This is a genomic window from Streptomyces sp. NPDC017993 (genome assembly GCF_044328065.1).
GTDB lineage: Bacteria > Actinomycetota > Actinomycetes > Streptomycetales > Streptomycetaceae > Streptomyces.
Map to the genome: position 1 here is coordinate 73,198 of NZ_JBIRGO010000018.1, position 21,141 is coordinate 94,338.

The following is a 21,141-nucleotide window of genomic DNA, read 5'->3' on the forward strand; positions in this document are numbered from 1 at the left end:
GTGCTGCTGCTGAGCGGGTTCGGCTCCTTCCTGCTCCTGCGGTGTTCCTTGTTGCCCGTGCCGTTCCGCCTGCTGGAGGGACTGCTCGCTCACGCGTGATCCTCGTCTTCGGTGGAGGGGTCCGTGCGGTGTTGTTGCGGCCGCACGATGGTGGTCAGCGTCGTTTCGACGCGTGCGAGGTGGTGCTCCATGGCTGCCACCGCGTCGTCCTCGGAGCGGTCGATCAGCGCCTCGACGATCGCCCGGTGTTCACGGTTGGACTGTTCGCGCCGTCCGCCGAGCTCGTTGAGGAAGGCCGACTGACGCGCCAGCGCATCGCGGATCTCTTCGATGACCCTGCGGAAGACCGGGTTACGGGCCGCCTGGGCGATGGCGAGGTGGAAGAGGCTGTCCATCGCCACCCACGCGGTGGTGTCGGTCTCCTGCTCCATCCGCTCCAGCAGATGCGTCAGGTGATCGAGATCCTCCGCCGTGCGGCGGAGCGCGGCGTAACCGGCCACCGGGATTTCCACGTGCCGGCGCACCTCGAGGAGGTCGCTCGCCACATAGTCACCGAAAGTCGGGTCCGCCACGGCGCCGTCGGAGATGACGAAGGTGCCCTTGCCGGTGCGGGAGACCGTCAGCCCCATGGTCTGGAGTGCGCGCAGCGCCTCCCGGAGCACGGGTCGGCTCACTTCCAGCCGCCGGCAGAGCTCCGCCTCGGAGGGGAGCTTGTCCCCGACCGCGTACTCGCCCCGTTCGATGGCGCCGCGCAGATGGTTCAGGACCGCTTCCATCGCGCTGATCCGCCGAGGCACATCGCCAGCTGTCTGGCTGTCTGACAGGTTCACCCCGGGATCGTCGAATCCGACCAGGGGCCATGTCAAGGGTTACGGACAGATGAAATCTCCCGGTGGAGACCGCCCGGCCCGTCCAGCCGCCGATATCCACGGCCCGCATCCACCTCGACGGGCATCATCCACAACCCCCCGGGACAGGCGGAAACATGCAGGTCGCGGGCGGTCCGCCCGGCTCCGGGGCCGCACCGGAGCCGCCCTTCCGCCAGGCAGCAGAAGGGTCACGGACGAGGGGGATCACCGACCGGATGCACGGCCGGCGCGATGGCGGCCAGCCGGCCGCTCCTCCGCAGCGCCCGCGGCCGGGGCCTACGCAGCGCAGAACTCGTTGCCCTCCGGGTCGCGCATGACCCACCAATGTCCGGCAGGTCCCTGGTCCACCTCGCCGACGCGGGTGGCGCCCAGGCCCTCCAGCCGCGCCACCAGCTCGTCGAGACCACCGGGCTCACTGTGGACGTCGATGTGCAGGCGGTTCTTGCCGACCTTGGCCTCGGGTACGTCCTGAAAGAGCAGCCGCCGCCCGCGGCCGACGCCACTGGTCTGGTCGTACGGGTCCTCGGGATGGCGGATCGCGGAGTAGCCGCGGAAGATCTTGTGGCCGCCGTGCTCGGTGATCACTTCCTCGCCGACGTGACCGGCGGCCAGCAGCTGCTCGATGAGCGCGCCGGGATTCTCCACCTCGTAGCCCAGTGCCGCGGCCCAGAAGTCCGCGAGCGCGGGCGCATTCACGCTGTCGATGACCAGTTTCCAGCTCAGTGTCATGTAGTTGGTTGTATGGGTTACTCGGACCGTGTCGCAACCTGACCCACCGGCGGCCCCTGCCCCCTCACCGGCAGGAAGGCGGAGGGCTGTCACCTGATCGGCGTCTCCCGCCCCTGCCCCTCCCCCCCCGGCATCGCCTGGTGTCGCGCGCACGCCCCTACGGCATGGTCATCGCTCGGCGCTTCTCACCTCTGAGACGGGGTGAGGGCCGGGCGGCGGGCGGTGCACAGCAGGGGCGCCCAGGAGGCGGTGTCCGTGAAGTCGTCACCGCCCCTCGGGAGTACGTCCAGGACTACACGGTCGGGTCGTAGCAGGGCCGCGTCCGCACGGCCGCTGCGCAGCCACGCGGCGAGGGTGCCGTCGTCGCCGGTCTTCCGCACATCCACGATCCGCGCGCCGAGCGCCTCGACGAGCGCGCACAGGGAGGGGGCGAGCGGCACCGCGGTCAGGACGGCGAAGGAGTCGCCGAGAACATCGTCCAGGCGCGTCCGGCCGCCGTCGACGGTCACCCAGGGCTGCGGGCAGAGAGTGCCTGCGAGGCGGCTGCGGCGCACCAGCGGGCCCGGGGGCAGGGGCCGGCTGAGGCCGCGGTCCGCCACACCGGCCACACCCGCCACCCCGGCTATGCGGCAGACCGCGCTCACGGCCGCCCGGCGCAGCGCGGCCAGGCGGTCCTGGCCGCCGGTCATGGCCCAGCCGGTCGCGACGGCTAGACGGATGACGTGTCGGGCGTGGGGCTTGCGTTCGTGTTCGTAGGTGTCCAACAGCCGCTCGTCGGAGCCCTGTTGGAGGACGTGGGCCAGCTTCCAGGTCAGGTTGTGGGCGTCGCGCAGGCCCGCGCACAGCCCCTGCCCCACGAACGGCGGTGTGAGATGGGCGGCGTCGCCGAGCAGGAAGACGCGGCCAAGGCGCCAGCGGTCGGCGATACGGGCCCGGAAGGTGTATTGCGCCTGCCGGACCACGTGAAAGTCGTCGCCGGAAGAGATGTCCACCCAGGGGGCGACCAGCTCGCGCAGCCGCTCGAAGTCGAGATCCTCGGCCTCCCGCAGCCGGAACTCCCAGCGGTAGCGGTCCTCGCCGACGCGCATGAAGGTCGCCGGCCTGCGCGGGTCGCAGACCTGGTCGACGCCCTCCCACGAGCGGACATCAGCTCCGGTGCGGACATCGACCACCGTCCAGCGTTCCTCGAAGCGCAGGTCCTCCCAGACGGCGCCGATGGCCCCGCGAGTGAGGCTGTTGGCGCCGTCGCAGCCGAGGACCGCGTCCGCCCACAGGTGTTCCTCGGCGCCGTCCCCGCGGAACGTCACGCGGACCGGGCCGTCCGGAGTCGGGGCGATGCCGGTGACTTCCACCCCGCTCCGCAGCTCGCACTCCGGACGGCGGTCCAGGGCGTCGCGCAGCAGCCGCTCCAGCTCCGGCTGGTCGAACATGCTGGTCTGGGGGAACCCGTGGTGGCCGTGGGAGGACCGCGGGAACTCGGCGATCACGCGGTGCCGGTCGTCCAGCAGGCGCAGCCCCTTGGCGGGGCGGGCGAGGGCCTCGAACTCCTCGTGGATTCCGGCGGCCTGGAGAATTCGGCGGACCTCGTCGTCCGTGGCGACGGCACGCGGGAGAGGGTAGAGGTCCCGGTGGCGTTCGAGAACGACGCTGCCGATTCCGCGCCTGGCGAGCAGGAGTGCGGCGGTCACACCCACGGGTCCGGCTCCGACGATCACGACGGGTACGCGTCGCCCCGATCCGGACGCTGCGTCCCGTGCTCCGGCCTGTTCGGCAGTCATGTGGCTCACCTCGGGGCCCGGTTGGCGTCGGCCACGGGAGTGCGCTGCTCGCCGAGGGTGATCCGCCCGTCCGGCGTGCCGATCGTCGCGGTGATCACGTCCCCTTCGTGCAGGTAGCGCGGGTTCTTGGCCTGACTCTTGAAGAACGCCTTCCACTTCACGGCGGGCGGCAGCAGCGCACCGATCTTCTCCACCGGCCCGGGCGGTGCCTTCAGAGCCGTGCCGCCGGGTGTGCCGGTCAGCAGAAGGTCACCGGGGTCGAGGCTCTGGAAGCGGGACAGCAGGGTCAGTGCCTGCGCCGGGCGGACGATCATGTCGGCGAGGGTGCGGTCCTGGCGCAGGTCACCGTTGACCGACAACTTCAGCCGCAGGTCGAGGAGATGCGCGAAGTCCTCCGGCTCCAGCAGGGTCAGATGGGTGTGAAGGTCGGGTACGACTTGCTCTCGTAGAACTGGGTCTTGGCCAGCTGCACATCACGGGCGCTGATGTCATTGGAGAGGACGAGCCCGGCCACGTAGGCGGGCAGGTCCCGCTCCGCCACCGTGGTGCCCACCGGCAGGGGTGCGCCGATGACCAGGCCGAGTTCGATCTCGTAGTCCAGGAACCTCACGTGGGAGGGGCGGACAATGGTGTCGGTCGGGCCGCTCACCGAGCCGGACGCCTTGCGGAAGAAGGTGGGCGGGATATCGCCGGTGAAGCCGGAATCCCGTGCGTGACTGCGGTAGTTGACCATCTGGGCGACCACCCGGCAAGGGGTGGTGACCGGGGAGAGTGCCGCCAGGTCGGCGACGGCGGTGCCCGCTTCACCGGAGGCGGCGGCCGCCTCCACCGCGGAGCGGTCGGCGAGGAGTTCGGCGGTGGTGGCGGCCGTGGTCTCGACCGGGACGGCTCGGTCGCCGAGGACGACCCACCAGCCTCCCCCATCGGTGCGCAGGACGTTGATGCTCATGAGGTCATCGCTTTCATCAGGCCCAGCAGGCGTGCGGGGTCGAGTTCGTTGTCGCCGCGCAGGGCCGTGAGGACCTCGCGGAGCTTGGCGGGTGACGGATTGGCACCGAAGAAGTCCCGCGTCACCGGCGGGCCCCATTGCGCGAGACCGCTCGCGGACATGGGCGCCCAGCCGGGCTCGGCGTCCCGGGCGAACACGTCGCCGTCGGCGAAGTGCTCCAGCGTGAAGTGGTCCGGGTCGCGCCAGTAGTCGAAGAGCTGGCTGCCCTGGACATGCCGGCCGATGCCCCAGCTGCGCCGGTAGCCGCGCTCGCCCAGATACTCGCCACCGGCGGCGATCGCGTCCAGGTCGGTGACCTGGTAGGCGGAGTGGACGTATCCCGTGCCGGGTCCCAGATGCATCGCGAGGGTGTGGTGGTCCACGGCCCGGCCGCCCTGGTCGCAGCGGATGAAGGCCATGGTCGGGCCGCGCTCGCGTTGCCCGTCCAGGAACAGGAAGTCGGACACGATCATGCCGAGCGTGTCCAGGTACCAGTCCAGGGTGCGGGCGAACACCCGTGTCTCCAGCACGACATGGCCCAGGCGCTGGATTCGGGAGGGCTCGCGCGGCGGGCGCTGCGTGGCGTTCGTACGGCGGTGGGCCGTGCCGAAGTTCAGGATCAGCGGCGGCTGTTCGGGCAGTGCGGGCAGCTCTGCGGCGCAGTGCACGACGCGGACCGGGAAGCCCGAGGGGTCGAGCAGATGGACCTTCTTGCCGCCGCCGGGGACGTCGGCGTCCCGTACGTCCGTACCGGTGGCGGCGGCAAGCCGGTCCAGGTCGGCCCGCTCGGCCGCGCGGAAGGCCGGGCCGGTGAACCGGGATGTGCGCCCCGCGCGGATCACCATGCAGGGCGAGCCGGAGAAGGTGCCGCGCAGCCACAGTTCGCGTGCGGTGCGGGCCGCGACCGCGAAGCCGAAGTCCCGGGCGAAGACCTCGGCCCGGTCCAGGTCGGGCTTCTCGAACTCCAGCCAGGCCAGGTCCGCCACCTTGATCACGGGGTTCCGGGACCGGCCCGGGTGCTCTCCGCGCAGGGCGCCTCGCTCGCTGTGGAGATCCTGGTGAGGCGTGGCGACGGCGTGCCCGTCGACGCGGGTTTCAGACATCGTGCCCTCCGAGCGACATTGTCGTAATGATGAAATCATCAAGTTTGATAGAGTCATCGTCAAGAGCTGAGGGGCGGGAAATGATGGATTCATCAGAACTGCGATCCGCATCGGTGCCGCGGCTAGACTCCGCGTATGCCTACGTCAGCCCCGCCCGCCAACCGCTTCGAGCGCCGTCGCGCCGAGACCCGCCAGGCGCTCGTCCGCGCCGCCCGGCAGATCCTCGCCGAGACCGGCGACACCAGCGCGAGCATCCAGGCGATCGCCGAGCGCGCGGACGTGGGTTTCGGCTCCTTCTACAACCACTTCGAGTCGAAGACGGACCTGTTCGACGCGGCGGTGGTCGACGCGCTGGAAGAGTTCGGCCAGACCTTCGACGAGCGGCTGACCGGGATCGACGACCCGGCGGAACTCGTGGCGGCGGGCTTCCGGCTCAGCGCCCGGATGGCCGACTCCCACCCGGAACTCATGCAGGTGCTCCGCCACCGCGGACTCGGCCACCTCCACGCCGACCGGGGCCTCGCCCCCCGGGCGCTGCGCGATCTGGAGGTCGGCGTCGCCTCCGGCCGCTTCTCCCTGATCGACACGACCGTGGCCCTGTCGGCGCTAGGCGGGTCTCTACTGTCCCTGGTGGAGCTGAGGTTCGCCCGCCCCGACCTCGACGGGGACGAGGCGGCGGCGAACCTGGCCGAGATGGTCCTGCGCATGCTGGGCGTTCCGCCGGACGAGTCCCGCGAGGTCGCCCGGCGCCCGCTGCCCGACCTCGACTGACGCGGGGGCCTACAGGGCGCTCGCGTGGTCCCTGTCCCGGGCCTTGGTCGACTCCTCCGGCCGGCGCTTGCCGGCGCCTCGGCGGCCGGGCAGGACCGCGAGGACGATCATCGTGCCGGCGGCCATGATGATCCCGCCGACCAGGCTTGTTCGGGCGACACCCTGGGCGAACGACTCGTGGACGGCATCGATCAGGACCTGGGCCTGCTGCGCGCCGCCGGCAGGATCCTTCGCGATGCGCTCGGCGACCGCGAGACCACCGCCCACCGAGTCCTCGGCCGCCCGCATGGCCGCGGCCGGCAGCCGGTTGCCCACCAGATCGGTCAGCTCGTCCCGGTAGGCCGTGCCCAGCAGCGAGCCCAGCACCGCGATTCCCAGGGAGCCGCCCAGCTCCAGCGCGGTGTCGTTCGCACCGCCGCCGACGCCCAGCTCCGACTCCGGGAAGGAATCCATGATGGTGTCGGTCGCAGGCGAGACACTCAGGCCGATCGCGAACCCGAGCAGCAGCATCGGCGTCAGGAAGTCGGTGTACGACGAGCCCTTGTCGACCAGCGTGAGCAGAAAGACGCCCGCCGTCCCGATCACCATGCCGGTCACCACCATCGCCTTCATGCCCAGCTTCGGGGTCAGCCGCCCGGTCACCGCGGCGCCGAGGAAGACGGCCCCGGCCAGCGGCAGCAGACGGACCCCGGTCTCCAGCGCGTCGTAGCCGAGGACGAACTGCAGGAACTGGGTGGAGTAGTAGATCGCACCGAACGTGCCGAAGAAGAAGAACAGCACCGCAACCATCGAACCGCTGAAGGGACGGATCCGGAACTTGCGCACGTCAAGCATGGGGTGCGGGTGGCGCAACTCCCAGGCCACGAAGGCCGGTAGACCCACGCCGGCGACGACGGCGGCGGCGACCGGGCCGGCACCCCAGCCGAAGTGCGGGCCCTCGATGGCCGCGTAGACCAGGGAGCCGACCGAGACGATGGAGAGCAGGCCGCCGACGTAGTCGATGCGTCCCATCCCCTGCGCCTTCGACGGCGGAACCAGGAACAGCGCGCCGACGACGGCGACCAGGGCGATGGGGACGTTGATCAGGAAGGTCGAGCCCCAGGAGTGGTCCTCCAGCAGTCGGCCGGCCACCAGCGGGCCGACGGCGATCGCGAGGCCGGAGGTGGCGGTCCAGGCGGTGATGGCCTTGGCCCGCTCGCGCTTCGGGAAGATCGCGACCAGCAGGGAGAGCGTGGCCGGCATGACGACGGCGGCGCCGATGCCCATGATCGCGCGAGCCGCGATGACCAGCTCGGTCCCGTCGACCAGGCTGCCCATCACCGAACCGCCCGCGAAGATCAGCAGGCCCGCGAGGAGGGCGCCGCGGCGGCTGTACTTGTCGCCGATCGACCCCAGCACCAGCATCAGCGCGGCGTACGGGACGGTGTAGCCGTCGATGACCCACTGCAGGTCGCTGCTGGACAGGCCGAGATCCGTCGTCATGGCCGGCGCGGCCACGATCAGGGAGGTGTTCGCCATGACGACGATCAGCAGACTCAGGCACAGCACGAGCAGGGCGGACCAGCGCCGTGCGTACGGCCCGGTCATCCTCTCGACAGGTGTGCGGGCGAGGAAGGGCATCGGGGGCTCCTAGGGGTACGAGTTAATTGCCCGTCGATGTGCAGACTAGTTTGTTGCTCATTGGTGTGCAAATATCGGGGTGGACTCGCCCCCTGCCCGAGGTACCGACGTGACCGGCCGACCAGCCCCCCACCCGTCCCGGAGCCGCAGGGCGCGCGCCACCCGCACCCGCATCCTGGAAGCGGCCCGGCAGGAGCTGGGCCGGAACCCCGACACCGGCCTCGGCGCCATCGCCGAGGCGGCCGGCGTGGCCCGTCGTACCGTGTACGCGCACTTCGCCGGCCGGGCCGCGCTCGTCGAGGGGCTCGCCGCGGATGCCGCGGAAGCGATACGCCTCGCGGTCCCCTTCGCCCGCACTCCGGCCGCGGACCCGGCGACCGAGCTGGCCCGATTCGTCCTCACCCTGTGGCCGGTTGGTGACCGCTACCGCGTGCTCATCAGGCTCGCCCGCCAGGATCCGGGAGCCGGCCGGGCGGACGAACTCCTGGCTCCCGCCCGCGATTCCGCCACCCGGATCCTCACGCTGGGGCAGCGACAGGGCGTCTTCCACTCCGCCCTTCCGCCAGGCCCTCTCAGCAGGACCCTCGAAGCACAACTGCTGGCTCTCCTGGACGGCGTCAACGCCGGCATCTGGGCGGACGACGGCACGAGCGCCGCCACCGCCGCCCTGATCGCCGCGGGTGTCGACAGCGAGGTCGCGACCTCCACGGTCCACCGAGTGCGCAGCACCGGGCCGACGTCACCGACCAAGGGAAGGACGCCACCACCGCCGCGAGAGGAGCGAGGGAGGTAGTTGCGCGCCAGCGGGCAATTATGTTCGCGGCTCGACCACAACAGATCAGAAAGCTCTGGCCAGGCGCGCTACGCCGGCGGCGGTCGAAGCCGTGTGGATGGCCGCGCGTCGACTCAATTGTCGGCAGCGCGCTCGGCGGCCACCGTCAGCGCGACGTCGTCGACCACGACGCGCGCCCGCCTCTCCGGCACGCCGGCCGCGACGAGGGTCGCGACGGCCGTCCGGCTCCCATCGTCCTCCAGCTCCCCGGAGTTGACCTCCTCCAGCAGAGCGACCGTCATCGCTTCGAGTCCGGCGCTCAGGACAGCCGGCGGCAGGAGGGTGTGGAAGACGCCGTCCCGCTGCCCTCGCTCCAGGATGGCCGTGCCCTCGTCGCGGGCCGGCGCCAGGATCTCGGCCACGCGGTCCAACCCCAGGTCCCGCCGGGCCAGCGACAGGAGGAAGCGATAGCGATCGCCCAGGTGCCACATCGAGAACACGAAATGCGCCAGCGCCCGCTCGGCCGGCTCCTCGGGCTTCGCGGCGGTGGCCAAGGTGGCGCGAAGGGCCTCGGAGGCTTCCTCGGCCAGGGCCTCCAGCAGCGCCGTCCGTCCGGGGAAATGACCGTAGAGGGTGCGCCGCACCACTCCCGACGCACGCGCGAGCTCCTCCAGGGTGAGGTCCGGGTTACGTCCGAGCTCATGGCGGGCCGTGGCCAGGATGCGTGCCCGGTTGGACCGCGCGTTGCGTCGCTGGGGAACGCGGGCCACGGGCTTGGTCACGGAAACCTCGGTGCGTCAGTGCGGGGAGGGACGAGCAGGGCGAACGGCGTACCCATTCTGACACGCAGGTCATCCGCACCCTCGGCACCGTGGGCCGCGGCCGCCCACGTCGAAGACGCGGACCGGAGCCCGGGCCCGGGCGACTGCGGCAGGGGCGGCGTCCAGGTCACCGGCGGCGGTCAGGCCGACTCGGCGTCAGATCGCCACCACCCGATCGGCAAGGAGCGATGATTTAGCGACGGCGCCGCAGTCTCCACGGCCGTACACCCGCAATGGAACACAGGAGCACCTCCCATGCGCATCGTGATCAGCGAGTTCATGAGCCTCGACGGTGTCGTGCAGGCACCGGGCGGACCCGATGAGGACACCGACGGCGGCTTCGCCCACGGCGGCTGGTCACATCCCTTCTTCGATCCGGAGGTGGTGGGCGGCGCCTTCGACGACGCGATGTCGAGGGCCGAGGCGCTCCTGTTCGGCCGGCGCACCTGGCAGACCATGGCCGCGGCCTGGCCCGAACGAGCCGGCGACCCCTTCGCCGACCGAATGAACGCCATCCCCAAGCACGTTGTGTCCCGGACGCTCCGCGACGACGAACTGACCTGGGCGAACACCACACGCATCCCCGGTGACCACCCCCTCCCCCGCATCCGGCAGCTGCACGAGACGGACGGGGGCGACCTGCTGGTCATGGGAAGTCCCACCCTCGTACGCACCCTCCTGGGCGAGGGGCTGGTCGACGAGCTTCGCCTCATGATCATGCCGGTCCTCCTCGGCGGCGGAAAAACGATCTTTCCCGACGACAGAGCACGCCGCGCACTCGAACTCGTCTCCACGGCCACCAGCCCCACCGGCGTCCACGTATCCACGTACCGGCCGGTCGCCAAGCAGTAAGGCCCCCGGGGCGGCCCACCTCTTCACGGCTCACCTGGCCGCCCCCGGCCGCGGCCGGGTATCCCGCATCGCATACGTACACGAGAGTGTTGTCGGCAAGTGGGTCACCGTTCGCGCTCGCCGGTGCGTCGCACCGTCAATGAGCGGCTGGGCCGGTCCAGTCGGTCGGCACATGGGCGATGCGGACGCGCTGCGGGTGGTCTCCGACGGGCACGGAGACGGTCTTCTTCCCCGTGGCGAAGTCGACAGCGGTGACCTGGTCGGTTCCGCTCTCCGAGATGACGCAGGACCGGCCGTCGCCGCTGACGGTGGCCCAGTAGGGCTTGGAGGCGCTGACCAGGGGGCCTTCCTGCAGGGTGCGGCGGTCGACGACGGTGACGTAGTCGTCCATGGTTCCGGCGATGCAGAGTTTGTCTCCGTCGGGGCTCATCGACATGCCGTGGTGGCGCGAGTCGTTGACCCAGGTGGTGCGGTTCTCGTCGGTGTCGGGGTTCTTCGGGAGTGTCTTGACCCGAGTGATCCTGTCCCCGGCGACGTCGTACTCCAGGAAGCCGTTGAAGAAGGACACCTGGAAGTAGAGCTTGGATTCGTCGGGGGTGAGGGCCACCGGACGGATGGCGTCGGAGAGGTCCTTGCGCCCGAAGGCGTCGAGCCTGTCACGCATGTCGATGACCTTGACCGGCTCGAAAGTGGTGGCGTCGACGATGGTGATCTTGCGGTCGCCCTTCGTCCAGTCCATGCCGGGGGCGTCGAGGTCGGTGTTGACGTCGCCGATGGCCATGTTCCAGAGGTACTTGCCGCCCTCGGCGAAGACGTTCTCGTGCGGCTTGTCACCGGTCTTGAACGAGCCCGCCTGCGCACCCGTGGTGATGTCCAGGACGTGCACGGTGTTGGAGGTGGAGGCGGATACGGCAATTCGCTTCCCGTCAGGGGACACGGCCATGTGGTCGGAGCGGAAGCCGGAGACGGGGAAACGCCAGTTGATCTTCCCGGTCGCCACATCGATGGAGACCACATCCGCGAAACTCGGGCGCGACACCACCATGGCCTTGCCGTCGGGGGTGGAGTACATGTCGTCGACGAACTGGTCGTGACCCTCCCCCGGGCCGTTCCGGATGCCCAGGAAGAACACGAGCTTGAGGGGGTTGAGGTAGATCTCCCGCAGGCGCTCGTCCTTGTCCGGGATCACGTTGATCCGCCCCAGCTTCGCGAAGGAGCCCGCGGACCTGATCACGTCCGCGGTGCCGTCCCAGTTGTTGCCGACGAACATCACCTCCTGGAGAGCCTCAGGACCGCTCCCCGGCTCGGGGCTCCGGCCGGCGTCGGCTGCCGAGGCGGCGGTCACCCCGCCCACGACCGTGAGCGCCACCGCGAGGGCCAGGGGAAGTGACGAGCGGCGGCGCGTGCGAAACGTACGCCGCACAGGGGCCGTTGCCTCGCTCGTGCGTGATCGGTGCAAGGTCATCTTCTACCTCCGAGGACGGACTGTGCGCCATGGCAGGCGCATGACATGTCGTTCACGGAAGAGCGGCCCTGGCAATGCCGGACCTTCCGCAGGTCGGACGTACTACGGACGAGATCTGAAAACGCGCGAGTTCAGATTCGGCTACGCGAAAGTAACCACGCCCGGGTGCTTCTTCAAGACGTGCGACAGGAGAGGATGGCGGGAGAACCGTCGAGGGAGGTCCGGTGGAGGGCAGGCTCAAGCAGCCGACCGGCCGGTACGCAGGGAAGTCCGCGAGCGAACGGAAGGCGGAGCGGCGCCGGAAATTTCTCGACGCGGGACTGCGGCTCTTCGGCGACAGCCCCGGCTACCGCGCGACCACCGTCGCGGCGCTGAGCGAGGCAGCCGGTCTCTCGACGCGTCAGTTCTACGAAGAGTTCCGCGGCCTCGAAGACGTACTCGCCGCTCTCCATCTCCAGGTCAACGACCTGGCGGAGGAGGCTGCCACGGAAGCGCTCGCCCGGAACGCCGCTCAACTGCCACTGCCGGAGCGCGTTGCCGCCGTCTTCCGCGCCTACGCGACCAGCGTCACCACCGATCCGCGCCGCCTGCGGATCACCTTCACCGAGATCATCGGCGTCAGCGCCCGCATGGACCGGCAGCGCCTCGCCCGCCGCTCCCGGTGGATAGAGCTGCTGTGCGCCGAGGCGGCCGCCGCGGCGGCCAGGGGAGAGATCGCCGATCGCGACTTCCGCATCACCGCGGCCGCCTTCATCGGCAGCGTCAACGGCCTTCTCCACGACTGGGCCGCCGGCTGGGTCGACGCCACGCTCGACGAGGTCATCGAAGAGCTCACCCATCTCCTGCTCGCCGGGTTCGCCGCACCCCGTTCCGGCGGCGATCCCCGTCCGTGAAGGGCGCGCACGCTGATCGCGGACCATCTCACCGGCACCAACGGTCATTTTGACCAGCTGGTGCGCTGCACGCTTTGATCTCGCTGGACCGACGCGAAGCGGGACGACGAGAGGGCGAGGGCGCGCCGCGCATGGTGGCTACGGGTGGGTAGAAGATCGCTGGGGCGGCGGTTCGAGTGGCTCTGGGCTGCGTACGCGGTCAGCACGTTCGGGACGTGGCTCGCGCTCGACGCGTTCCCGTTGATCGCGCTGCTCGTGCTGGATGCCGGGCCGACCGAGGTGTCGGTGCTGGCGGCTGCGGGTCTGGCGGTAGGGGCGGCGGTCGCGGTGCCGCTCGGTCCCTGGGTGGAGTTCCGGCGCAAGCGGCCGGTGATGGTCGCGATGGATCTGACCCGGTTCGCCGCGTTGATCAGCGTCCCCGTCGCCTTCGCGCTCGGCCGGCTCGGCTTCGCCCAGCTCCTGGTGGTGTCGGTCATCGTCGCCGCGGCGAACATCAGCTTCAAGGCGGCGAGCGGCGCGTACCTGAAAGCGCTCGTGCCGCCGCAGGACCTGCTCGTCGCGAACGGGCGGTTCGAGGCCACCACCTGGACGGCCACCGCGCTCGGCCCGCCGCTCGGCGGCGCCGCGATCGGATTGTTCGGCCCGGTGACGACTGTGCTGGCCGACGCGGTCAGCTTCCTGCTGTCGGCAGCGGGGATCCGCGCGATCGGCGGGCGGGAGCCGCACCCGGCGCGACCCGACGTACCACGGCGCCGGGCGGGCGACCTGCTCGAAGGGTGGCGCTACGTCCTTGCCCACCCGGCCCTCCGCCCCCTGTTCTTCAACACGGTGCTGGTCAACAGCCTGATCATGGCTGCCGCGCCGGTGCTCGCCGTCCTCATGCTCGACCGCCTGGGGTTCGCACCCTGGCAGTACGGCCTGGCGTTCGGCGTGCCCTGCATCGGCGGCCTCCTCGGCGCACGGCTGGCCCCCCGGCTCGTCGCGCGCTTCGGGCAGCACAAGGTAATGCTCATCTCCGGTGCGCTGCGCGCGTGCTGGCTGCCCGGGTTGGCGTTCATCCGCCCCGGCGTTGCCGGGCTCGTGCTCGTCATCGCCATCGAGTTCGGGCTGATCACCTGCATGGGCGTGTTCAACCCGGTGTTCGCCACCTACCGGCTCGACCGCATCGCGACGGACCGCATCGCCCGTACGCTCTCGGCGTGGTCGGTCACCAGCAACGCCACCATCGCCGCCATGACCGCCCTGTGGGGTCTGCTGGCCGGCATCACCGGCCCCCGCACAGCGATCGTCATCGCCGGCCTCCTCATGCTGGCAACCCCCCTCCTCCTCCCCCGGCACGCTCACACGCCGCAGCAGGGGGAACAGGAGGGAGATCCGGCCCGGAGCGCCGCATGACGCATCGCTGCTCGCCTGCTGGCCGCTGACAGCGAAAGCGGGCCGTGGCTGGTTCGCCGATGCTGGCGCCGTACGAGGCGCCGTACGAGGCGCCGTACGAGGCGCCGTAGCCGCGCTTCAACTCGCCGTGTGCGGCGGCATGTTGGTCGCAAACCCCCGGCCCGTGCTCTCCGCGAGGCTTCAAGCGGGCAGCGAGGCCAGCCAGTCGATCAGGAGCTGGTTGACCTCTTCGGGGCGCTCCTGCTGGGTCCAGTGGCCACAGCCGTCGAGGATGTGGGAGGAGACAAGGCCGGGCAGCGTGGTGGGGTAGGCCGCGATGGCCTCCGACATCCAGGTGGTGGAGGCATCCAGGCTGCCGCCGATGAACAGAGAAGGCTGGGTGAGCGGGGCGCCGTCGAAGCCGGTGAGGTCTTCCCAGTCCCGGTCCATGTTCCGGTAGCGGTTGAGCGGCCCGCTCATGCCGGTCCGCTCGAACTCCCCGACGTAGACGTCGAGATCCAGCTCACTGAGCCATCCGGGCCGCGAACCGGTCGGGAACCGGTCGCGCAGCCTCCCGCCCCGGCTGACGAAGTGCGGACCCGGCACATCGGGGGCCGGCATGGTGTCGGCGGACAGGGCGGCGTAGAAGCCCGCGAGCCAGCCACGTACGTCGGGCTCGATCTCGGCCTCGGCGCGACCGGGCTCCTGGAAGTACGAGACGTAGAACTCCTCCTCCCCACCCATCTGCGCGAAGACCTGACCGGGCCTCGGGCCGCCGGGTGGGGCGTAGGGAACGCTGATCAGTCCCACCGCGTGGAAGACCTCCGGCCTGACCAGGGCGGAGGTGGCGGCGATGGTGGACCCCCAGTCATGGCCGACGATCACCGCTGCCTGCTCGCCCAGGGCCTCCACCACCGCGGCGTTGTCGTCCACCAGGTTGAGCATCCGGTACGCGGCGACGTCCCCGGGCTTGGAGGAACGGCCGTAGCCGCGGACGTCGAGGGCGACCGCACGGTACCCGGCAGCGGCCAACGCCGACAGTTGGTGCCGCCAGGAGTACCAGGACTCCGGAAATCCGTGCACGAGCAGCACCAGGGGCCCGGTGCCCTTCTCGACCAGGTGGATCCGGCCTGCGGGCCCGGGGACCGAGCGGTGAACGATGTCCGTGGCCTGCTGCGACATGGAGCCTCCTGAGCCCGTGATCCGCCGTGCGCAATGATCGGTGCCCCGATCCTCCGGGAGCGTGTCGGACCGGGGCGAGTTTTGTTGCCGCTTCGGCAAAGCAGTGCCGTCGGGCGGTCGCGCCTCCTGAATCGCCCTGTTCACTCGAGAAACCGGTCGCCTGACCGGGACATGACGCATAATCGGCCGGATGAGATCGATCAGAGCGGCCGCCATAGGTGCCGCGCTCGTGCTCACCGTCTCCTCCTGCGGAACCGACGGCGATTCCGAGAATGCCGGCACCGGGTGCCCGTCGAGCGCCGAGTCCCGCAAACCCTCGAAGAGTTGGGACCGGCCGGCGGACTTCGACAACGACGGCTATCCCGATGCGGTGGATGTGGTGACCGGCGACCCGGCCACCGTCGACGGCACTCCGCCCGCCGTACTGAGCCGAGGCCGCATCGGACCGCTCGCGGTCTTCATGGGTGGCAAGGACGGACTGCGTCCCACCGGCCGTCCGCTGGCCGACGGCGTGGTCCCGCCGGGCGCGGGCGGCAAGTGGAAGGAGGGTTTCGGCCGCACCTACACCGCCGATCTGGACGCCGACGGCTATACCGATGTGCTCGCCGCGCAGCTGATCCCGAAGGACGAGTACGTCAACAAGTCCACCAGATCGATGGTGCTCTTCCGGGGCGGCCCGAAGGGGCTGAGCGCCGAACCGGTCACCGTCCCCTACCCGTCGGGCCCTGCCCACACCGAGTCCCCGCCCACCGCGATCGGTGACTTCAACGGGGACGACCGGGCCGATGTGCTCGCCCCGGTCCCGGGGAAGGCACCGGGTGCGATCGGCCAGATCCTCTACGGGCCGTTCGGCTCCGACGGCCGCCCCGCCTCGACCCGCACCGTCACCGTACGAGGCCCCGCCCCCGACCTCAGCTACTACTCCTCGCTGGAGTCCGCCGACATCGACGCCGACGGCCGGACCGATCTGCTGCTCACTCTTGAGACGAACGATCCCGAGGACGACTTCGAGGGCGGCACCTACCACCCTCTGCGCTGGTTCCGCGGCAGCGCCGAGGACGGCATGGTGGAGGCCGAGTCGCCCCCGGGGAAATACAGCGCGGACATCATGACCGGCACGGACTTCGACGTGGACGGCTACCCCGACACCCTGCTGCCCGGCCCCAGCCCCAAGAGCGGTGGCGCGCCCATGCTGCGCGGGGGCCCGGACGGATTCCGCCCGGGCGTACGGAGCCTGCATTCCGACGGCCTGGGCGGGCCGCTGGTCACGGGCGACATCACCGGGGACGGGCGGGCCGAGAGCGTGTCCACCATCGGGACCGGGAAGTACGCGACCACGAAGAAGATCCTGGTGTCGGAGCTCATGGCGACGAAGGACGGCGCCCGGATGCGCTCCCTGCAGCGCATCTCGCACAACGACAACGCCCTTGCGGGTACGGCCTCCAGGACCGAGTTCGGCGGCACACTGCAACTCCTCGACGCAGAGCAGGACGGCTGCAGCGACCTGCTGGCCGGCTCCACCTTCACCGGCCCCTCCTACCGGCGCGGCGGCTACTGGGTGCTCCGCGGCGGCGCGGACAGGCTGCGCACCGACGGCATCCGCCACTACGGACTGCGGGAGCTGGGCCTGCTGAAGAAGTGAACGACGGTGCCCACCAAGGCCGGTGGACACACTCGTACGGTTGTCTGCCCTGATCGCCTGTGACCCGTGGCCGGCGTCATGAGCCCCCGCCCCGCGATCGCCATCGCGGTGCGGGGGTTCCGCAATTGGCCGGCCCACTGGCCCCGTACCACCAACGCTGCGGCTTACGAGACGGCGAGTAAGAGGCTGGTGTCGGCCAAAGGGCGTTGTCCAGCCTCAGCGCGAGCCGTGTCTCAGTGCGGGGCTGCCTGAAGCACCAGGGAGTGTTCGCGCCTGCGGGCGTCGAGTGCGGACATGCCGAATGCCAGTCCACCTACGACGAACCAGGGATTCCACAGCACCAGGCTCCAGAACCGTTGCCCCGCACTCACGCTGGTGTCCAGGTGGGTCACATTCGTCATGAGCAGGAACTCAACAGCGATGCCTCTCATCGTCAGGATGAAGCCGACGATCCACCCCAGATACACCAGGATGCGCCGAGCGGCCCCACCTGGACGTGGTTGCGCGAGCAGCCATGCCAGCAGTGCGCCGACGAGGCAGAGCAGCCCCACGCCCCAGAGACCTGCCAGCACGAACCACAGCGGGCGTGTCGTGGCGAGCTGCTGCCCTGCCGACACGCTCAATCCCACATCGCCGCCGACAGCCCAGTAGAAATGCGCCCCGGCGAAGACGATCGCCCACAAGCACGCGACGTACCCCCACAGCGAGACCGACCTCGTCCTCAACACCACGCGCTCCTCATCAGCCGAACTACCAGGGCGACATGCCCCTGACTCATTCGCTCACCACCTGGCTAGTCCGAGCGCCGGGCGATGAACATGCCCAAGCCGTCCAGGATGCGTTCCAGCCCGAACTCCGCTGCCTGGTCCTGCCCACCGTGCCGGGCCGCCGAGTCCAGGGCGGCGGTGAGGGCGGGGTAGTGCTCGCCGTGCACCTCCATGAGCTCCCCTAGAGTGACGCTGAGCTGCGCTTCGGGGTTGCCCATCGGCCCCGCGGCATGGGCCTGCTGGGCGATTCCGCGCACATGGCCGACCAGCAGGACCACCGCGTCCATCCGTTCCGCTCCCGACAGACCGGTCCCCTCCAGCGCGGCGATGGCGCGTTCCGTCCAGGCCAGCTCCCTGGGCCCCAGGATCCTCGGGCCGACGGTGGCGTCCAGCAGCCAGGGGTGCCGGTGAAAGACGGCTGCCAGTTGGCGGGCCCACGCGCCGAGTTGCTCCCGCCAGCCGGCGCGGGGTTCATTCGACGGCGGGGCCTCACCGATCGCGGCCTCCACCATCAGTGCGACCAGCTCGGCCTTGCCGGGCACGTACCGGTAGAGCGCCATTTTGGTGACGTCGAGCAGCCCGGCAACCCGTTGCATGGATACGGCGGCAAGCCCCTCCGCGTCGGCGATATCGGCGCCGGCTCGCGCGATGCGGTCCAGGCTGAGCGTCGGCTTGGGCCCCCGGGAGGGCTTCGCGTGCGGGCCCCACAGCAACCGCGCCCCCTCGCTGCGCTCGTCGCCCATGTCTCCGCTCCCGTCTTCGGTCTTGCAAGGCAGCAAAACTGCGTCTACGGTACACATAAAAATTAGTGTCCATCAGACACAGTTATAGGGGAGTGGCATCCATGGGGAAGAACGTCCTGATCTCCGGAGCGAGCATCGCCGGGCCGGCGCTGGCCTATTGGCTCGGTCGCTACGGGTTCGCGCCCACGGTGGTCGAGCTGGCACCTGCCTTACGCGGCGGCGGGCAGGCCGTCGACTTCCGCAGCGAGACGCACCTGACCGTGCTGGAGCAGATGGGCGTGCTCGCGCAGCTGCGCCGGATCCAGACCGGAGGCACGCCGATGCGCTTCGTCGACGAACGCGGCCGTCAACTGCTGAGCCTGCCGGCCGAGTTCGCCGGCGGCGACGTGGAGGTGCCCCGCGGCGACCTGGCCCGGGTCCTCTACGAGCACAGCCTCCCGCACACCGAATACCTCTTCGGCGACTCCATCAGCGGCCTTACCGAGACCACTGATGGTGTACAGGTCACCTTCCGCAACAGCGCGCCCCGGGAGTTCGACCTCGTGATCGGCGCGGACGGGTTGCACTCCCATGTGCGCCGACTCACCTTCGGTCCGGAGGAGAAGTTCGTCCGTCACCTCGGCTACTACGCGGCCACCTGGCAGCTGCCCAACTATCTGAACCTTGAGCGAGGTTCGGTCGGGTTCAACACGCCCGGCCGACTCGCGAGCGTGGGCAGGGACCACCGGGACGCGGCGAAGGCCGGCGCCTTCTTCCTCTTCGCCGCCCCTCAACTCACCTACGACCGCCATGACCCCGCACAGCAGAAAGCCCTGATCGGCGACGCCTTCGCCGGGCTCGGCTGGGAGGTGCCACGACTCCTCGACTCCCTCCGGCAGGCACCGGAGATCTACTTCGACTCGATCAGCCGGGCCGACGTGCGGAATTGGTCCAAGGGGCGGATCTGCCTCGTCGGAGATGCCGCCTGCGGCGCGACCATCGGCGGCATGGGCACCGGGACCGGCGTGGTGGCCGGCTACGTCCTGGCCGGCGAACTCGCGCTGGCCGGTGGCGACCACCGCGCGGCCTTCACCCGGTACGAGAACACGATGCGCGCCTACGCCCAGGGCTGCCAGAAGGGTGGCGACCGCACGGGAAAGTTCCTCGCCCCCGGCACCGCGACCGGTATCCGTATCCGCAACGGACTGCTGGGCAGGCGCGCACTCCTGAACCGGATGCTCAAGGAAGGGCAGAAGGTCAGCACGCTCGCCCTCCCCGACTACCGATCCGCGCTCATCGCCGCGTCCGAGTGAGGAGCCCGCGCGGTGCGGGACAACGAACGTCTCCCTCCGCCGGCACACCCCCGCCGGTGGACCCGGCGGGGCGTACTCCCCCGCTCACCCGGCCTTGGCGACGGGCTCCTCCTCCGTGAAGGCCATCTCCGGGGGCGCGGCGCGGAAACCCTTGGTGAGGTAGGCGAGGTAACCGATGCCCAGGGCCAGCCAGATGGCACCGAGGGTGAGGGCCTTGCCGTCGAGATGGACGAGGAGCCAGACATCGACCGCGGCACCGATGGCGGGGGCGACCACGTAGCCGAGGGGGTGGGGACGCTCGCCGGCACGTCGGCGCTTCAGGTAGGTGGCGATGACGCTCACGTTCACGAAGGTGAAGGCCGTGAAGGCACCGAAGTTGATGAAAGAGGTGGAGGTCGCCACGTCCATCCGCACCGCGATCAGCCCCACGACTCCGGTGAGCAGGATGTTCAGGGCGGGGGTGCGGTAGCGGGGGTGCAGGTACCCGAAGACGCGGCGCGGCAGCACGGAGTCCCGGCCCATCGCGTACAGCAGCCGTGAGGCGCTGGCCTGGGCGGCGATCCCGGAGGCGAATTGGGCCACGACCAGGCCGGCGAGGAAGACGGACGAGAACACGTCGCCACCGATGGTCTTGGCGATCTCGAACGCCGCCGAGCTGGGATCGTCGAAGTCGCTGCCCGGGTGCACCAGTTGCGTGGCGTAGGCGACGGCCACGAAGACGGCGCCGCCGATGAGTGCCGTCAGCATGATCGCTCGCGGCATGGTCCGCTTCGGGTCGACGGTCTCCTCGGTGAGGGTGGTGACGGCGTCGAACCCCAGGAAGGAGTACGCGGCGAGGGCGGCGCCGGCGGAGATGCCGGCCAGGGTCGTGGCGTTGTTGGCGAAGGGTGCGGTGGAGGCGAGCGCACCGGCTCCGCCGAGGTGGAAGACGTGCCGCAGCGAGAGCAGGACGAATATCCCGATCACCAGCAGCTGAAAGATCATCAGCAGGTCGTTGGCCCGCTCCGCGGTCTTGATGCCGCGCAGATTCAGCCCCGTGGTCACCCCGATGAAGCCGATGATCCACACCCAGAGCGGGACACCCGGGAACTGCGCCTGCAGGTAGGCGCCGCCAATCAGCCAGATGACCATGGGGAGGAAGAAGTAGTCCAACAGCGTCGCCCAGCCGACCAGGAAGCCCACCCGGGAGTCGATGGCCCGCCGGACGTAGGTGTACGCGGAGCCCGCCACGGGGTGGGCGGCGGCCATCTTGCCGTAGCTGTGCGCGGTGAAGAGCATCGCGAGCAGAGCCAGCAGATAGGCCATGGGCACCGCGCCACCTGTGTCGGCGGCGACCACGCCGAAGGTGCCGAGCACGATCATCGGCGTCATGTACGCCAGGCCGAACAGGACGACACTTCTGAGCGTGAGCTCCCGTGCCAGCTGCGGGGCGGGGAGGTGATCCATTCGAGGCTCCGGGGACGAGAAGGGAACGGGGAAG

18 protein-coding genes and 1 pseudogene are annotated in these 21,141 nt (G+C 70.2%); 7 read left to right on the forward strand and 12 right to left on the reverse strand.

Annotated features, from left to right (window positions below; genetic code table 11):
* Positions 1–89: 89 nt before the first annotated feature.
* The 5 genes and pseudogenes from ACH4FH_RS28945 to ACH4FH_RS28965 all read right to left on the reverse strand — a co-directional run bounded on the left by ACH4FH_RS28945 (position 90) and on the right by ACH4FH_RS28965 (position 5,467).
* Positions 90–830: a FadR/GntR family transcriptional regulator gene (locus ACH4FH_RS28945; RefSeq protein ID WP_398558878.1), complete on the reverse strand. Its 741-nt coding sequence runs from the start codon at positions 828–830 to the stop codon at positions 90–92.
* Positions 831–1,145: 315 nt separating this feature from the next.
* The gene (locus ACH4FH_RS28950) at positions 1,146–1,598 is read right to left on the reverse strand and encodes a VOC family protein (protein WP_398558879.1); all 453 of its coding nucleotides are present in this window, start codon (positions 1,596–1,598) and stop codon (positions 1,146–1,148) included.
* 185 nt (positions 1,599–1,783) lie between these two features.
* On the reverse strand, positions 1,784–3,376 hold the full coding sequence (locus tag ACH4FH_RS28955; protein WP_398558880.1) for a bifunctional 3-(3-hydroxy-phenyl)propionate/3-hydroxycinnamic acid hydroxylase: 1,593 nt from the start codon (positions 3,374–3,376) through the stop codon (positions 1,784–1,786).
* Between the two features lie 5 nt (positions 3,377–3,381).
* A pseudogene (locus ACH4FH_RS28960) lies at positions 3,382–4,325 on the reverse strand (fumarylacetoacetate hydrolase family protein).
* Positions 4,322–5,467 carry a VOC family protein gene (locus ACH4FH_RS28965; protein WP_398558881.1) on the reverse strand — a complete coding sequence of 382 codons (1,146 nt, stop codon included), beginning with the start codon at positions 5,465–5,467 and terminating at the stop codon, positions 4,322–4,324. Before ACH4FH_RS28965 ends, ACH4FH_RS28960 begins: the two are co-directional and overlap by 4 nt.
* A 135-nt stretch (positions 5,468–5,602) precedes the next feature.
* Here ACH4FH_RS28965 and ACH4FH_RS28970 point away from each other — a divergent pair, with 135 nt between their 5' ends.
* Complete coding sequence (locus ACH4FH_RS28970; RefSeq protein ID WP_398558882.1) at positions 5,603–6,238, forward strand: TetR/AcrR family transcriptional regulator; 636 nt, start codon at positions 5,603–5,605, stop codon at positions 6,236–6,238.
* A gap of 9 nt (positions 6,239–6,247) precedes the next feature.
* On the opposite strand, the gene ACH4FH_RS28975 is transcribed toward ACH4FH_RS28970, so the two are convergent.
* Positions 6,248–7,858, reverse strand: a complete 1,611-nt coding sequence (locus tag ACH4FH_RS28975; RefSeq protein WP_398558883.1) for an MFS transporter — start codon at positions 7,856–7,858, stop codon at positions 6,248–6,250.
* A gap of 109 nt (positions 7,859–7,967) precedes the next feature.
* Between ACH4FH_RS28975 and ACH4FH_RS28980 the strand changes: the two genes are divergently transcribed.
* Positions 7,968–8,651, forward strand: a complete 684-nt coding sequence (locus ACH4FH_RS28980; RefSeq protein ID WP_398558884.1) for a TetR/AcrR family transcriptional regulator — start codon at positions 7,968–7,970, stop codon at positions 8,649–8,651.
* Positions 8,652–8,764: 113 nt separating this feature from the next.
* On the opposite strand, the gene ACH4FH_RS28985 is transcribed toward ACH4FH_RS28980, so the two are convergent.
* Positions 8,765–9,412: a TetR/AcrR family transcriptional regulator gene (locus ACH4FH_RS28985; protein ID WP_398558885.1), complete on the reverse strand. Its 648-nt coding sequence runs from the start codon at positions 9,410–9,412 to the stop codon at positions 8,765–8,767.
* A gap of 294 nt (positions 9,413–9,706) precedes the next feature.
* Between ACH4FH_RS28985 and ACH4FH_RS28990 the strand changes: the two genes are divergently transcribed.
* On the forward strand, positions 9,707–10,303 hold the full coding sequence (locus tag ACH4FH_RS28990; RefSeq protein ID WP_398558886.1) for a dihydrofolate reductase family protein: 597 nt from the start codon (positions 9,707–9,709) through the stop codon (positions 10,301–10,303).
* A 136-nt stretch (positions 10,304–10,439) separates the two neighbouring features.
* Here the strand turns inward: ACH4FH_RS28990 and ACH4FH_RS28995 are convergent, their stop codons facing one another.
* Entirely contained in the window at positions 10,440–11,726 is a 1,287-nt protein-coding gene (locus tag ACH4FH_RS28995) for a YncE family protein (RefSeq protein WP_398558887.1), read from the reverse strand.
* 266 nt (positions 11,727–11,992) lie between these two features.
* Between ACH4FH_RS28995 and ACH4FH_RS29000 the strand changes: the two genes are divergently transcribed.
* A complete protein-coding gene (locus ACH4FH_RS29000; RefSeq protein ID WP_398558888.1) occupies positions 11,993–12,661 on the forward strand; it encodes a TetR/AcrR family transcriptional regulator in 669 nt (222 codons plus the stop codon).
* A 144-nt stretch (positions 12,662–12,805) separates the two neighbouring features.
* Positions 12,806–14,056, forward strand: coding sequence for an MFS transporter (locus ACH4FH_RS29005; RefSeq protein ID WP_398558889.1), 1,251 nt, complete (start codon positions 12,806–12,808; stop codon positions 14,054–14,056).
* Between the two features lie 180 nt (positions 14,057–14,236).
* Here the strand turns inward: ACH4FH_RS29005 and ACH4FH_RS29010 are convergent, their stop codons facing one another.
* Entirely contained in the window at positions 14,237–15,217 is a 981-nt protein-coding gene (locus ACH4FH_RS29010; protein ID WP_398558890.1) for an alpha/beta fold hydrolase, read from the reverse strand.
* Positions 15,218–15,407: 190 nt separating this feature from the next.
* Here ACH4FH_RS29010 and ACH4FH_RS29015 point away from each other — a divergent pair, with 190 nt between their 5' ends.
* Positions 15,408–16,859 carry an FG-GAP repeat domain-containing protein gene (locus ACH4FH_RS29015; protein WP_398558891.1) on the forward strand — a complete coding sequence of 484 codons (1,452 nt, stop codon included), beginning with the start codon at positions 15,408–15,410 and terminating at the stop codon, positions 16,857–16,859.
* Between the two features lie 233 nt (positions 16,860–17,092).
* Here ACH4FH_RS29015 and ACH4FH_RS29020 read toward each other — a convergent pair whose 3' ends face one another.
* Entirely contained in the window at positions 17,093–17,587 is a 495-nt protein-coding gene (locus ACH4FH_RS29020; protein WP_398558892.1) for a DUF3995 domain-containing protein, read from the reverse strand.
* Between the two features lie 65 nt (positions 17,588–17,652).
* Positions 17,653–18,369 (reverse strand): TetR/AcrR family transcriptional regulator, encoded by a 717-nt coding sequence (locus ACH4FH_RS29025; protein ID WP_398558893.1) that lies wholly within the window; start codon positions 18,367–18,369, stop codon positions 17,653–17,655.
* A gap of 101 nt (positions 18,370–18,470) precedes the next feature.
* On the opposite strand from ACH4FH_RS29025, the gene ACH4FH_RS29030 reads away from it, so the two are divergent.
* Entirely contained in the window at positions 18,471–19,661 is a 1,191-nt protein-coding gene (locus ACH4FH_RS29030; protein WP_398558894.1) for an FAD-dependent monooxygenase, read from the forward strand.
* Between the two features lie 84 nt (positions 19,662–19,745).
* Here the strand turns inward: ACH4FH_RS29030 and ACH4FH_RS29035 are convergent, their stop codons facing one another.
* The gene (locus ACH4FH_RS29035) at positions 19,746–21,107 is read right to left on the reverse strand and encodes an APC family permease (RefSeq protein WP_398558895.1); all 1,362 of its coding nucleotides are present in this window, start codon (positions 21,105–21,107) and stop codon (positions 19,746–19,748) included.
* Between the last annotated feature and the right edge of the window lie 34 nt (positions 21,108–21,141).